12 protein-coding genes and 1 pseudogene are annotated in these 12,944 nt (G+C 70.5%); 5 read left to right on the forward strand and 8 right to left on the reverse strand.

Annotation, left to right across the window (positions count from 1 at the left end):
* From CEK69_RS21300 to CEK69_RS13780, 4 genes and pseudogenes are all read left to right on the forward strand, one after another.
* Positions 1-637, forward strand: a pseudogene (locus CEK69_RS21300) (hypothetical protein); the annotation flags it as partial.
* Between the two features lie 9 nt (positions 638-646).
* Positions 647-919 carry a membrane protein insertion efficiency factor YidD gene (yidD, locus tag CEK69_RS13770; RefSeq protein ID WP_026144024.1) on the forward strand — a complete coding sequence of 91 codons (273 nt, stop codon included), beginning with the start codon at positions 647-649 and terminating at the stop codon, positions 917-919.
* Positions 919-2,253: a dihydroorotase gene (locus CEK69_RS13775; protein ID WP_152246154.1), complete on the forward strand. Its 1,335-nt coding sequence runs from the start codon at positions 919-921 to the stop codon at positions 2,251-2,253. Before yidD ends, CEK69_RS13775 begins: the two co-directional genes overlap by 1 nt.
* Entirely contained in the window at positions 2,253-3,116 is an 864-nt protein-coding gene (locus tag CEK69_RS13780; protein ID WP_152182314.1) for a M23 family metallopeptidase, read from the forward strand. The genes CEK69_RS13775 and CEK69_RS13780 overlap by 1 nt, the downstream gene beginning before the upstream one ends.
* A gap of 181 nt (positions 3,117-3,297) precedes the next feature.
* On the opposite strand, the gene CEK69_RS13785 is transcribed toward CEK69_RS13780, so the two are convergent.
* Positions 3,298-4,254 carry a hypothetical protein gene (locus tag CEK69_RS13785; RefSeq protein ID WP_226975162.1) on the reverse strand — a complete coding sequence of 319 codons (957 nt, stop codon included), beginning with the start codon at positions 4,252-4,254 and terminating at the stop codon, positions 3,298-3,300.
* A complete protein-coding gene (locus CEK69_RS13790) occupies positions 4,251-5,933 on the reverse strand; it encodes a diguanylate cyclase (protein WP_152246156.1) in 1,683 nt (560 codons plus the stop codon). Before CEK69_RS13790 ends, CEK69_RS13785 begins: the two co-directional genes overlap by 4 nt.
* A gap of 413 nt (positions 5,934-6,346) precedes the next feature.
* Between CEK69_RS13790 and CEK69_RS13795 the strand changes: the two genes are divergently transcribed.
* Positions 6,347-7,528 (forward strand): putative acyl-CoA thioester hydrolase, encoded by a 1,182-nt coding sequence (locus tag CEK69_RS13795; protein WP_152246158.1) that lies wholly within the window; start codon positions 6,347-6,349, stop codon positions 7,526-7,528.
* A gap of 203 nt (positions 7,529-7,731) precedes the next feature.
* Here the strand turns inward: CEK69_RS13795 and CEK69_RS13800 are convergent, their stop codons facing one another.
* From CEK69_RS13800 to efp, 6 genes are all read right to left on the reverse strand, one after another.
* Positions 7,732-8,436, reverse strand: a complete 705-nt coding sequence (locus tag CEK69_RS13800; protein WP_152239348.1) for a phytoene/squalene synthase family protein — start codon at positions 8,434-8,436, stop codon at positions 7,732-7,734.
* A 180-nt stretch (positions 8,437-8,616) separates the two neighbouring features.
* Positions 8,617-9,324: a phosphoglycolate phosphatase gene (locus tag CEK69_RS13805; RefSeq protein ID WP_152246160.1), complete on the reverse strand. Its 708-nt coding sequence runs from the start codon at positions 9,322-9,324 to the stop codon at positions 8,617-8,619.
* Complete coding sequence (ubiG, locus tag CEK69_RS13810; RefSeq protein ID WP_150411436.1) at positions 9,314-10,051, reverse strand: bifunctional 2-polyprenyl-6-hydroxyphenol methylase/3-demethylubiquinol 3-O-methyltransferase UbiG; 738 nt, start codon at positions 10,049-10,051, stop codon at positions 9,314-9,316. Before ubiG ends, CEK69_RS13805 begins: the two co-directional genes overlap by 11 nt.
* A gap of 53 nt (positions 10,052-10,104) precedes the next feature.
* Positions 10,105-11,439, reverse strand: coding sequence for a TRZ/ATZ family hydrolase (locus tag CEK69_RS13815; protein ID WP_010343530.1), 1,335 nt, complete (start codon positions 11,437-11,439; stop codon positions 10,105-10,107).
* A gap of 25 nt (positions 11,440-11,464) precedes the next feature.
* Complete coding sequence (locus CEK69_RS13820) at positions 11,465-12,124, reverse strand: TMEM175 family protein (protein ID WP_152246162.1); 660 nt, start codon at positions 12,122-12,124, stop codon at positions 11,465-11,467.
* A 126-nt stretch (positions 12,125-12,250) separates the two neighbouring features.
* On the reverse strand, positions 12,251-12,817 hold the full coding sequence (efp, locus tag CEK69_RS13825; protein ID WP_010343528.1) for an elongation factor P: 567 nt from the start codon (positions 12,815-12,817) through the stop codon (positions 12,251-12,253).
* Positions 12,818-12,944 lie beyond the last annotated feature (127 nt).

A 12,944-nucleotide genomic window follows, 5' to 3' on the forward strand; every position in this document is an offset into this window, starting at 1 on the left:
CGGGATTCTTTTGTGGCGGGGTCGACGGCGCGGCGGACTTGGCGGCAACGGGCTTGGAGGCCGGTGCTGCGGCAGGCGCGGCGGGCTTGACCGGGACAGGCTTGGCCGCAGCCGGCTTGGGCGCCGACTTCGGTACGGAGGTGGTCACCGCAGGTGCGGCAGAGGCGGTGGCCGGTTTGGATTTGGCGGGAGCGGCCGCGGTCTTGGCCACAGGCTTGGCCGCTGGCGTCTTCGCTGCCGGCTTGGCGGCGGGCGCTGGCTTGGCGGCGGCCTTGGCCGGGGCGACCGGCTTGGCAGGCGCCTTCTTGGCAGGAGCGGACTTCGCCGGCGCCGCAGCGACCGGCTTGGCCGCCGGCTTCTTGGCCACGACCTTGCTGGCCGGCTTGGCCGGCGCAGCCTTGGCCGCCGACTTCGCGGGCGCGGCTTTCTTCAGCGGTTTGCTGGCGGCGGACACCGGCGCTTTCTTGGCGACGGGCTTGGCGGGCTTCTTGGCGGCCTGGACGGCCTTCTTTGCAGGTTTTTTAGCAGCCACGAACGCTCTTCCTTGGTCTTCCCGGGGCCCGGGAAAGCGGGCCTTTATAGCCTACCCTACCCCCCGCGGCAACAACGCGGCGTATACGCCGAGCGACCCGCCTAGTCCAGCACAGTGGCATATCATGGTGATGTGATCGCCCGCGCTCTCATCGCCCTGCTGCGCCTGTACCAGCGCTTCATCAGCCCGCTGCTGGGACCGCGCTGTCGTTTCGTGCCCAGTTGCTCGGCGTATGCGGTGACCGCCATCGCCCGTTTCGGCGCATTGCGCGGCGGCTGGATGGCCGCCCGCCGCGTCGGTCGCTGCCACCCCTTCCATCCTGGCGGGTTCGACCCGGTGCCCGACCCCACGGCGCCGCCACCCTGCCGCTGCCAAGGAAAACACTGATGTCCGCTTCCACACTGATCGTCAACGCGCGCCTGGTCAACGAGGGCCGCGAAACCCAGGGCGACCTGCGCATCGCCGACGGCCGCATCGCCGCGATCGCCCCGCAGCTGGCCGCGCGCGAGGGCGAGACCGTGGTCGATGCCGCCGGGCGCTGGCTGCTGCCCGGCATGATCGACGACCAGGTGCACTTCCGCGAACCCGGCCTGACCCACAAGGGCGACATCGCCACCGAATCGGCCGCGGCGGTGGCCGGCGGCCTGACCAGCTTCATGGACATGCCCAACACCAACCCGCCCACGCTCGACGCCGCCGCGCTGCAGGCCAAGTACGACGCCGCGCGCGGCCGCGCCTGGGGCAACTACGGCTTCTACCTGGGCGCCAGCAACGACAACCTGGCCGCGATCCAGACCCTGGACCCGAAGACCGCGCCCGGCATCAAGGTGTTCATGGGCGCCTCCACCGGCAACATGCTGGTCGACAACCCGCAGACCCTGGACGCGATCTTCCGCGACGCGCCGACGCCGATCATCACCCACTGCGAAGACACACCGACCATCGACGCGACCCTGGCTGCGTTCAAGGAAAAGTACGGCGAGGCGCTGACCCCGGACATGCACCCGGACATCCGCTCGCGCGAGGCCTGCCTGAAGTCCTCGCAGCTGGCGGTGTCGCTGGCGAAGAAGCACGGCACCCGCCTGCACGTGCTGCACATCTCCACCGCCGACGAGCTGGCGCTGTTCACCCCCGGCCCGATCCAGGGCAAGCGCATCACCGCCGAGACCTGCATCCATTTCCTGCGCTTCGACCGCGCCGACTACGCCACGCTCGGCAACCTGATCAAGTGCAACCCGGCGATCAAGGACGCCAGCGACCGCGAGGCGCTGATCCGCGCGATCGCCGAGGACGTGATCGATGTGCTCGCCACCGACCACGCCCCGCATACCTGGGAAGAGAAGAGCAAGCCGTACGCGCAGGCGCCGTCGGGCCTGCCGCTGGTGCAGTACGCGCTGGTCGCGGCGCTGGAGTTGGTCCACGAGGGCCGGCTCAGCGTGGCCCAGGTGGTGCACAAGTTCGCGCACGCGCCGGCGCTGCTGTTCGACGTGCACGAACGCGGCTTCCTGCGCGAGGGCTACCACGCCGACCTGGTGCTGATCGACGACACCGCGTTCACCGTGCGCCGCGAGGACGTGCTGTCCAAGTGCGGCTGGTCGCCGTTCGAAGGCCGCAGCTTCCGCTCCAGGATCGCCGCGACCTGGATCAACGGCGTGCTGGCCTGGGACGGCACCCGCCTGGTCGGCACCCCCAACGGGCAGCGCCTGGCGTTCGACCGCTGATGCGCGGCGCCCTGGTGTCCGGCGCCGCATTGGCGCTGGTCCTGCTGACTGCACCGCTCGCCCCTGCGCTGCACGCACAGACGCCGGCCGCGGCTGGCGCCCAGGCGCGCAGCGTGTTTCCGCGCAGCGCCTCGCAGGGCGCGCTGGTGATCGGCAAGGTCGCGCCCGGCAGCCGCGTGCAGTACGCCGGACGCACCCTGCGGGTCAGCGACTACGGCAGCGTGGTGTTCGGCATCGGCCGCGACGAGCGCGGTCCGCTGCGCATCGCCGTGCAGCGCCCGGATGGCGGGACTGAGACGGTCGAGATCGCGGTGACGCCGCGCGACTGGCCGCTGGAACAGGTCAACGGGGTGCCGCCGAAGACGGTGAACCCGCCGCCGGCGATCGCCGAGCGGATCAAGCGCGAACAGGCCCAGGTCACTGCCGCACGCGACCGCGACGACCCGCGCACCGATTTCGCCGCACCCTTCATCTGGCCGGTGCAGGGCCGCATCAGCGGCCGCTTCGGCAACGCCCGGGTCTACAACGGCCAGCCCGGCGCCGGGCATTCGGGCATGGACATCGCCGTGCCCACCGGCACCCCGGTCAAGGCCCCGGCCGCCGGCGTGATCACCTTCGCGGCCCCCGACCTGTACCTCACCGGCGGCACCGTGCTGCTGGATCACGGCTATGGCGTCAGCTCCAACTTCCTGCACCTGTCGCGGATCGACGTCAAAGTCGGCGACCGCATCGCCCAGGGCCAGGTGATCGGCGCGGTGGGTGCCACGGGTCGTGCGACCGGGCCGCATCTGCATTGGGGGATGAATTGGTTCGATGTGCGCATCGATCCGTTGTTGGTGCTGGAGCGGACAAAGCAGCCGTAAAGCGCTGGTGGGTCAAGTGTGTTGGCGTGCGTGGCCGGGAGGCAGCACCCTCACCCCGCCCCTCTCCCAATGGGAGAGGGGCAAGCGCTCTCCCTTCTCCCCTCGGGAGAAGGTGCCCCGAAGGGGCGGATGAGGGTACGGGCGCAGCCTCGCTGCACTGCGCTGGCGCGCAGCCTTTCCGCTATGCCGGCGCGACCACCTCGAGCAGGCGACCCAGCACCACATGCGACGGGCTGTTGGCCAGGTCCAGCGGCATCACCAGCTTGGGGTTGGGCTTCGGCAAGGGCGTTCCCGGCGCTTCTTCGCCGGCTTCCCGCAGCAGACTGCCGTTGTCTTCCACCTGATCGGTGACCGGCGCCAGCGGCGGCAGGTGGAGTCCGGCGCGGACCTCGTTGGCGCGACTCAGCAAGTCGTCGTCGGCGATCGTGGTCAGCGCCGAGGCGGCCAGGCTGGCCGGTGCGCCCTCCACCGCGGCCAGGCGCTGCGCAATGTCGCCCAAGGCCTGCTGCCGCTGCGGATGCAGCAGTTGCCACACTTCCTGCCACAGCGCCTTCCAGTCCAGGTGCGGGAACGGCATGTGGGTCGGCCCGCTGAGCACGATCTGCGGCGCCAGCCGGCCCGGCGGCGTCACATCGCATTCGGCCAGCGCGCGGTAGACCACTTCGCTGCACACCATGTGCGAAGGGTCGTCGCGCACCAGATGGTCCAGCGCCTCGCGCACCACGATCCGCGCCAGCCAGTGCTGCGGCCACTTGCCGCGGATGGCGACCAGTAGGCCGAGCGTGGCCAGGCTGTCCAGCGGATATCGGGTTTTCAGCATCAACTGTGCCTTCGCCAGCACGCTGGCGCGATCGGCGTCGTCCAGCGCCACGCAGGCGTAGCTGAGCGGCCGGTAGGCGTCGATGATCAGGTAGTTGGTGGTGTCGGTCAGCCGCTGCGACAGCGGATAGCGGCGCACGCCGCTGGCCGCCGCCTCGATCAGCTCGCCGTTGTCGGCGACGATGGCGGCATGGCTGTAGATGCTGTCGCCGCACCAGGCGATCAGTTCGGAGACCGGGCCGCAGCCCAGTTGCAACAGGATGTCGCCGACCTGCAACTGATCGGGAGCGAACGCGGGCAAAGCGGGCTGTGCAGTCATGGCTGAGGCTCCTTGGTGGGTGACGCGGTGGATGGGGAAACGCTGACGCGGTTGCGGCCGGCGGCCTTGCTGGCGTAGAGCGCGGCATCGGCCCGCTGCAACAGCGCCGCCACGCTCTCGCCGCGCTGCCATTGCGCCACGCCGACGCTCAGCGTGCATGACAGCGCCTGGCCTTCGCGCGGCAGCGGCTGCGCGGCGACGTGCTGGCGGATGTCCTCGGCCACGCGCCGCGCGGCCTCCAGAGTGGCGCCGGGCATCAACAGCAGCATCTCGTCGCCGCCCTGACGGCCGAGCGTGTCGGTGCTGCGCAGGCGCGCCCGCGCGCAGGCGGCGACCCAGCGCAGGCAGGCGTCGCCACCGGCGTGGCCATGGATGTCGTTGATGCGCTTGAAATGGTCGATATCGATATAGGCCAATGCCAGCGGCCGGACGCCGCGCGCGGCGTCCTGCAGCGCCTCGGCCAGACGCTGCTGCAGTGCGGCGCGGGTGAGGATGCCGGTGAGTTCGTCCACGGTCGCCATGCGGCTGGCGCGGTCGCGGTCGCGACGCAGTTCCAGGATCTGCTCGGCCAGACCGAAGGTCACCAGCAGGCAGGAGATCGCCAGCGCCAGGCTGATGCCATGCGCCAGCACCGGCGCGGCCACGTCCAGGCGCAACCACCCGGTCAGTTCCAGGCAGCGCAGCACGCACAGCATCCACAGCGGCGTCCACGAAGCCAGCAACGGCCAGGCGTAGCGTTGCCCGCGCAAGGCCAGCAGCAGGCAACACGGCAGCAGCAGCGCCGCACCGACGATCAGCCCGAGATTGCCCAGCACGCTCAGCACCGCCGCGTCCGACAGCAGGCAGGCCACGGCGATGCCGAGCAGGAACAGCGCGCACAGCCGCAGCACCCGGTCCAGCCGCGGCAGTTGCCGCCGCATCTCCAGTTGCCGGCGCTGGAAGGTGATGATGAAGAAGCCACCTAGCGCGGCGACGATGCGCATCGGCGTCGGCGAGGACGCGAACACGCTGGCCAGGCCCGGCACCGCGCGCGCCTCGCCGCCGAGGCCGAGCAGGTACAGCAGCACGCACATCACGTTGGCGGTAAAGTAGCCGTAGATCGGCTCGCGCAGACGCGCCCACAACGCGATCGCCAGGATCGCCAGCACCGTGGTCGAGCCGAGGATGAAGGCGCGCCAGCCGACATAGTGCAGATCCTCGCGCTGCACCTGCGCCAGCGGCGCGATGCCCACCGGCATCGGCATCGCCGCCGGCGCGTGCACCCGCAGCCAGATCGAGGCGCCGGCCGGCAACCCCTGCGGCAAGGCGATCACCAGGGCCCGGGTGGAATAGCGCAGGTCGGCGTCGGCGCCGTAGATCGCGTGACGGGTTGGCGTGGCGCGTCCCGGCACCCAGGCCTCGACCCGGGTCAGATACGGCGACTGCAGCACCAGTTGCGGCTGGCCGTCGCGACCGATCGCATGGTCGGCACGGATCCGCCACCAGGTGGGCTGCTTGCTGCGCTCGTACAGGATCGCACCATGGCCGGCATCGGCGAACGCGGCATCGTCACGCCCCGCCACCACCTCCGATGCCGGAGGGTCGGCGGCCAGCCGTTGCAACAGCAGTTCCTGCCCCAGCACCGACCCGGTCACGCCCAGGCACAGCAACAGGCAGCACCAACGGCACAGGCGCTTCAATCGACGGGCTTCCAGATGAGATCCGCGTCGAGCGTAGCGCACGTCGCGGCGCCGCTCGTATCCAAATTCACGACCCCGTCACGCCACCAATCAGGGTCGGCACACCGCGCGCAGATCCATGCCGCAGTGCGGCGACCGTCCGCCGCCGCAGGATCTGGAATGCCGGCAGCCGTCGCGTTTTTGCCTGGGAATCGCCCTCCACACACCCACCCACCGGCGTGCCGCGCGTACGGAGGATCCGCGATCGTGATGGAAGCGACATAACCGAGCTCTGGCTGCGACACCGGCCGGCATCGACGGGCGAACGCCCCTACCATCGCCGGTCCGCTGACGACGCCTGATCACGCTACCGGATGACACCGGTATCATTCCAAGCGTTGCCGCGGGCCCTTATCCTTGAGCGGAGGCTTCCCATGACCGTATCGCGCTGGTTGCTGCTTTCCTCCACCCTCGCCCTGGCGGCCGGGGTCGTCACCGATGCCCCGGCGCTGACCGGCACTGCGTCGCGCCCGCAACTGACCAGCAGCGAGGCGGCCAACCAGACCGTCGCCCGCCACCTGGCCCAGGCCGGACCGATCGGCGCGCTGGTCACCGACAACTGGGATCCGAGCGCAGGCGTCGCGCTGCTGCAGGCCGACTACGCGGTGGCCGCCGACGGCAGCACCCGCTACCGCACCGTGCAGGCCGCGGTGGACGCCGCGGTCGCCGCCGGCGGCAGCATGCGCCGCTACATCAGCGTGGCGCCCGGCACCTACACCGAAGTGGTCTGCGTGCCCGCCGCGGCGCCGCCGCTCACGCTGTTCGGCCTCGGCGGCAGCCCGGCCAGCACCACGATCCGTTTCGGCAACGCCAACCCCACCCCGAAACCCACCGGCAGCGCCACCCATCCGTGCGCCAGCAACGCCGCCAGCAGCACCGTCGGCACCTCCGACAGCGGCACCGTCACCGTGCGCGCGGCGCAGTTCCAGGCGCGTAACCTGGCGATCGTCAACAGCTATGTCGAGGGCACCTACAGCGGCAGCAACCAGTCGGCGGTGGCGCTGGCGTTGCGCGGCGACAAGGCAGTGCTGGAGAACGTGGTGCTGACCGGCAACCAAGACACCCTGCTGGTCAGCGCCGGCAGCGCCAACACGGTGATCCGCGCCTATTTCAAGGGCGGCACCATCGAGGGCGACACCGACTTCATCTTCGGCTCGGGCGTGGCGGTGTTCGCCGGCAGCACCATCCGCTACACCGCCGCGCGCCGCGGCGCCGCCGACGGCGGGGTGATCTTCGCGCCCAGCACCCGCCCGGGCAGCAGCTACGGCTTCCTGGCGATCGGCAGCACCTTCGATGCGGTCGGCAATCCGGGCAACGGCACGGTGTGGCTGGGCCGGGCCTGGGACGAGAGCGTGGGCAGCCTGTCCAACTACGTCGACGGCACCTCGCCCAACGGCAAGGTGGTGATCCGCGACTCGACGCTGGGCGGGCACATCCGCAAGAGCGCGCCGTGGAACGCCTCGACCATCGGCCGTCCGTACTGCAGCAGCAACTGCAGCACCTCGGCCAATCGCTTCTACGAGTACGCCAACAGCGGCGCCGGCAGCGCGCCCTGAAGCCAGGCGGCGGCGCGGGCTGGCGCGTGTCGTCCTGCCCGCGCATGCCGCGTCGCGGTTGCGCGTACCCGTTGCAAGGACGCGCGAGGACGTGGACGTCCGTCCAGATCTGAGCGATGACACCGCGACGCGCGCGCGCAACCGCGGCCCTTCGGGTTGGGCTTGGCAGGCCAACCCGACGTCGTCGAAGAGTGTTGGTCGCTCTAGCCCAGCCCGGCCCACCAGGCGCGCCACAGCGTCGCCATCTGTCCCGGCGGCCTGGGCATGGCGGCCGCCTGCTGCACCATCCGCGCACGCGCCAACGCCGACAGGATGCGCCGCGGACGCGGCCCGCGCACACGGCGCGGCCACGGCTTCAGCAATGCCTGCGCCCAGCGCTGGCGCTGCTGCGCCTCATCGCCGCCGCGCAGCGCCAGCGGCGCGGTGGCGGCGCCGCCCTCGACCAGGCGCTGCGCCAGCACCTGCAGCGCGACCGGCACCACGGCGCCCTCGGCCGAGGCCTCGAACAACGCGCGCTCGACCGCGACCACCGCCTGCGCGAACGGCTCCAGCCGCTCCAGCGCATGCGCGGTGTCGGCCGCGGCCGCGCGCGACTGCGGCAGGCTCGGCAAGGCCTCGGCCAGTTGTGTCCACGGCGCCGCCACCGGCTCCAGCACCCGGCCCAGCGGATGCCGCGAACGCTGCCCGGCCCAACTGCGCAGTTCCTCGCCCCACCACGCCAGCTTGGCGTCGGCCGGCAGCGGGTCGCCGGCGATGTTGAGGATGTCGTCGAACTCCTGCAGCAGCGCGAACCAGGCCACGGTACGGGCGCGCTGCGGCGCCGGCACGAAGGCCTCGGCCACGGCCCATTCCGGCCAGCGGCGACGCCATTTGTCGAGGAAGGCATCCAGGGCGGACGAACTGCTCATGCGATCGGTGAATCCGGAGTCAGGCGCGCGCCGACGGCATCGCGCAATGGGAGAGTGAGCGCGGCTGCCGCGCAGAACGCGCAGTGTACGTGCGCGACCGGTGGATGCCGAGCGGCGTCGGCGTGCAGACCGCGACATAGCGGTCGCAACATCGCCGCGAACGCGGCGACAGCACCGGTTTCAGGACGCAGCCGTGCTGACCGGCCAGGCGACGGCGTCGTACAGCTCGGCCGGCGCGGCGACCATCGCGTCGGCGCGCCAGGCCAGCGGATCGTCCTCGTCCAGCCGGTAACCCCACAGCACCGCCACCGAGGCCATGCCGGCGGCGCGCGCGGCAAGGATGTCGCGTTCGTCGTCGCCGACGTAGACCACTTCCTGCGGCGCCACGCTCAAGCGCTGCGCGGCGACCTGCAGCGGCAGCGGATGCGGCTTGCGCTCGGGCAGCGTGTCGCCGCCGATCAGCACCGCGCAGCGCTGCTCCCACTGCAACTGCGGCAGGATCAACCGCGCCAGCGCCTCGGGCTTGTTGGTGACGATGCCCCACACGCTGCCGGCCTCTTCCAGGCGTTGCAGCAGTTCCGGGATGCCGTCGAACGGCTGCGAATGGCGGCCGATCAGCGCCTCGTAGTGGCGCAGGAATGCCGGGATCAGCGCATCGCGCTGCGCGGCGGGCAGATCCGGAAAGGCGACGCCGAGCATCGCCCGCGAGCCTTTCGACACCACCGGCCGCAACTGCGCCAGGTCGAGCGCAGGACGCCCATGCTCGGCCAGCAGCGCATTGGCCGCGGCCAGCAGATCCGGCGCACTGTTCAGCAACGTGCCATCCAGATCGAACAGCACCACCGGCGGGTAACCCCGCCGCGGCAGCGGCGCTTCCCTATTCCCCATTCCCGATTCCCGGCTTTACAGCACACGCCAGGTAATTGACCTCGGTGCGCGAGGACAGCCGCGCGCGATTGCGCCACGGCTCGTAGGCCAGGCCGCTGACGTCGCGCAGCTGCAGTTCGGCCTGGCGCAACCACGCGGCCAGTTCCGCCGGCTTGATGAAATCCTGGTAGCGGTGGGTGCCGGTGGGCAGCAGCCGCGCCACGTACTCGGCACCGACGATGGCCAGGGCAAACGCGGCCGGGGTGCGGTTGAGGGTGGACAGGAACAGCTGTCCGCCCGGCTTGAGCAGGGTTGCGCAGGCGCGCACGATCGCCGCCGGATCTGGCACGTGCTCGAGCATCTCCATGCAGGTGATGGCGTCGAAGCTGCCCGGCTGCGCCGCCGCCAGGTCCTCGACCGACTGCACGCGGTAGTCGACCTCGACCCCGGATTCGAACTGGTGCAGCCGCGCGACCTTGATCAGCTCCGGTGCCAGATCGATCGCGGTGACCTGCGCGCCCTCCTTGGCCAGCGCCTCGCTGAGCAGGCCGCCGCCGCACCCCACGTCCAGCACCGTCGCGCCGCGCAGCGGCAGGCGCTCGGCGACGTAGCGCAGACGCACCGGGTTGAGCGCATGCAGCGGCTTCTGCGGGCCGTCGGCATCCCACCAGCGGGTGGCCAGGGCGCCGAACTTGTCCAGTTCGGCCTGATCGAAATTGGCGGAGGCGTTGGCGGCGGAAGCGGTCATGGCGAACTCTCGTTGGGGCCGCGCGCGCGGGGCGGCACGGCGAACATAGCGGATCAGGCGTGGACGCTGCGGATACGTTCGCGCCACTCGCGCGCATTGGCGACCAGCGCGTCGACGTCCATGTCCACCAGCACGCGCTGGCTGAGCTTGGGCTGGCCGGCGATCCACACGTCGCTGACCTGCTGCCGGCCGGTGGCGTACACCAGTTGCGACAGCACGTTGTGCAGCGGCTGGGTCTCCAGCGCCGACAGATCCACGCAGATCAGGTCGGCCTGCTTGCCCGGCTCGATCGAGCCGATCGTCTCGCCGAAGCCCAGCGCACGCGCGCCGCCCAGGGTGGCCGCGCGCAGCGTGCTGGCCGCGTCCAGCGCGGTGGCGTCGTTGGCCACGGCCTTGGCCAGGATCGCCGCGGTGCGGTTCTCGCTGAACATGTCCAGGTCGTTGTTGCTGGCGCAGCCGTCGGTGCCGATCGCCAGGTTCACGCCCGCACGCTGCAGCGCGCAGGCCGGGCAGAAGCCGGAGGCGAGCTTGAGGTTGGATTCGGGGCAATGCACCACGCTGACCCCGCGCTCGGCGCACAGGTGGATCTCGGCGTCGGTGAGCTGGGTCATGTGCACCGCGATCAGGCGGTCGTTGACCAGGCCCAGACGGTCCAGCCGCGCCAGCGGGCGCTGCCCGTACTGCTTGAGCGAGTCGGCGATTTCCTGCGCGGTCTCGTGGGTGTGCAGGTGCACCGGCACCTCGAGCTGGTCGGACAGCATCCGCACCCGCTCGAAGTTGGCGTCGTTGACCGTGTACGGCGCATGCGGGGCGAAGGCGATGCCGACCAGCGGATCGTCGCGCCACTGGTCGTGCACCTCGCAGGCGCGGGCGAAGTACTCGTCGGAGGTCTTGGCCCAGGCGGTCGGGAAATCGATGATCACCGTGCCGACCCGCGCGCGGAAGCCGTGCTGCTTGTACACCGCGGCCTGCACGTCGGCGAAGAAGTAGTTCTCGTTGGCGCAGGTGGTGCCGCCGCGCAGCATCTCGGCGATGGCCAGCGCGGTGCCGTCGGCGACGAACTCCGGGCCGATCACCGCGGTCTCCACCGGCCAGATGTGCTGCTGCAGCCACACCATCAGCGGCAGGTCGTCGGCGATGCCGCGCAGCAGGGTCATCGGGTTGTGGGTATGCGCGTTGACCAGGCCCGGCAGCAGCGCCGCGTCCGGGCGCGAGACGGTGCGCGCGGCGGCGAAGCGCGTGCGCGCCTCGGCCGTGGGCAGCACCGCCACGATCTCGCTGCCGCGCACCGCCACCGCGTGGTCTTCCAGCACCACCGCATGCGGTTCGATCGGGACCACGTAGCCGGCTTCGATCAGCAGGTCGCAGGATTCGGGTATGGAGGTCATTGCAGGGACTCTAGAAAAGGGAGGGTCACGGTGCCGGTGCCGCCTGGGCCTGGCGGATGCGCCGCTGGTACACGCGCATCACCCCCCACTGCAGCAGGAAGACCGCCAGGAAGCCGAAGCGGCCCAGCCACGGTGCCACCATGCCCACGGGGATGCATAACGCGAACACCACCGGCGAGACCGCCGCGCGCAGCTTCATCGCCTGCGCCTGCAGCGGGCCCAGCCGCTGCGCCAGGCCTTCCTTGCGCACCGCATAGGCATGAAGCCAGTACCCGGCCAGGCCGATCGCCGCCAGATGCGCGCAGTACACCGCGAACGCCTCGTGGCTGCCGAAATAGTCCGAGTACAGCGCGGTGGAGAACGGCAGCAGGCCGATCAGCAGCAACTGCAGCACGTTGAGCCAGATCAGCCGGTCGTCGAACTGGCGGATGTGCCGGCACAGCTGCAGGTGCGACTTCCAGAACAGCGCGGTGACCAGAAAGCTGACCGCAAAGCCGATGAACAGCGGCAGCATCCGGTGCAGCGCGGCCAGGATGCCGCCGGCGGCCTCGACCTCGGCATGCGCCGGCACCTTGATCTCCACCGCCAGCAAGGTGATGGCGATGGCGAAGACCGCATCGCTGAAGAACACGACGCGATCGTGCGGGTACTTGCTGTCGGCGCTGTCGGCGTGGCTGGTCGTCACGGGCGTTTCCTGGGAGCGAGGTGGTCCATCACCGCCGCACGGCGATCCGGCGCATGGCGCTGCCTGGCCGCCGCACGCCAGCGCGTGCGCATGCCCGCGGCCGGCGGCGGCCGCGGGCATGCCGACTTACTTGACGCGCGAAACGTACTCGCCCGAACGCGTATCGACGCGGATCACTTCTTCCTGGCCGACGAACAGCGGCACGCGCACCACCGCACCGGTCTCCAGGGTCGCCGGCTTGCCGCCACCGCCGGAGGTATCGCCGCGCACGCCCGGGTCGGTCTCGACGATCTTCAGTTCGACGAAGTTCGGCGGGGTGACCTGGATCGGCGTGCCGTTCCACAGCGTCACCACGCAATCCTCTTCGCCCTTGATCCACTTGGCGGCGTCGCCGACGCCGGCCTTGTCGGCCTGCACCTGCTCGAAGGTTTCCTGCTGCATGAAGTGCCAGTACTCGCCGTCGCTGTACAGGTACTGCATGTCGGTGTCGACCACGTCGGCCGCTTCCACGCTGTCGGTCGCCTTCATGGTCATTTCGACCACGCGCCCGGACTTGATGAAGCGGTACTTGACGCGGGTGAACGCCTGGCCCTTGCCGGGCTTGACGTATTCGGTATCGGTGATGATCGCAGGCTCGCTGTTGACCAGGATCTTCATCCCGTTCTTGACGTCGTTCATGCCGTAGCTGGCCATCTGAAACTCCTCGGGTAAGGCAAACCCGCCGCGTTCGGCGGCCGGCCGGATAGAATGGAAGCTCCGCCGCAACGGCGGGCGCTCGTGTGATGACCGCCTATGATAACCGCAGCCCCCCGCCCGATGC

The sequence above is a fragment of the Xanthomonas sp. LMG 12462 genome (genome assembly GCF_009192885.1).
In the GTDB taxonomy this organism is placed as follows: Bacteria; Pseudomonadota; Gammaproteobacteria; order Xanthomonadales; family Xanthomonadaceae; genus Xanthomonas_A; species Xanthomonas_A sontii.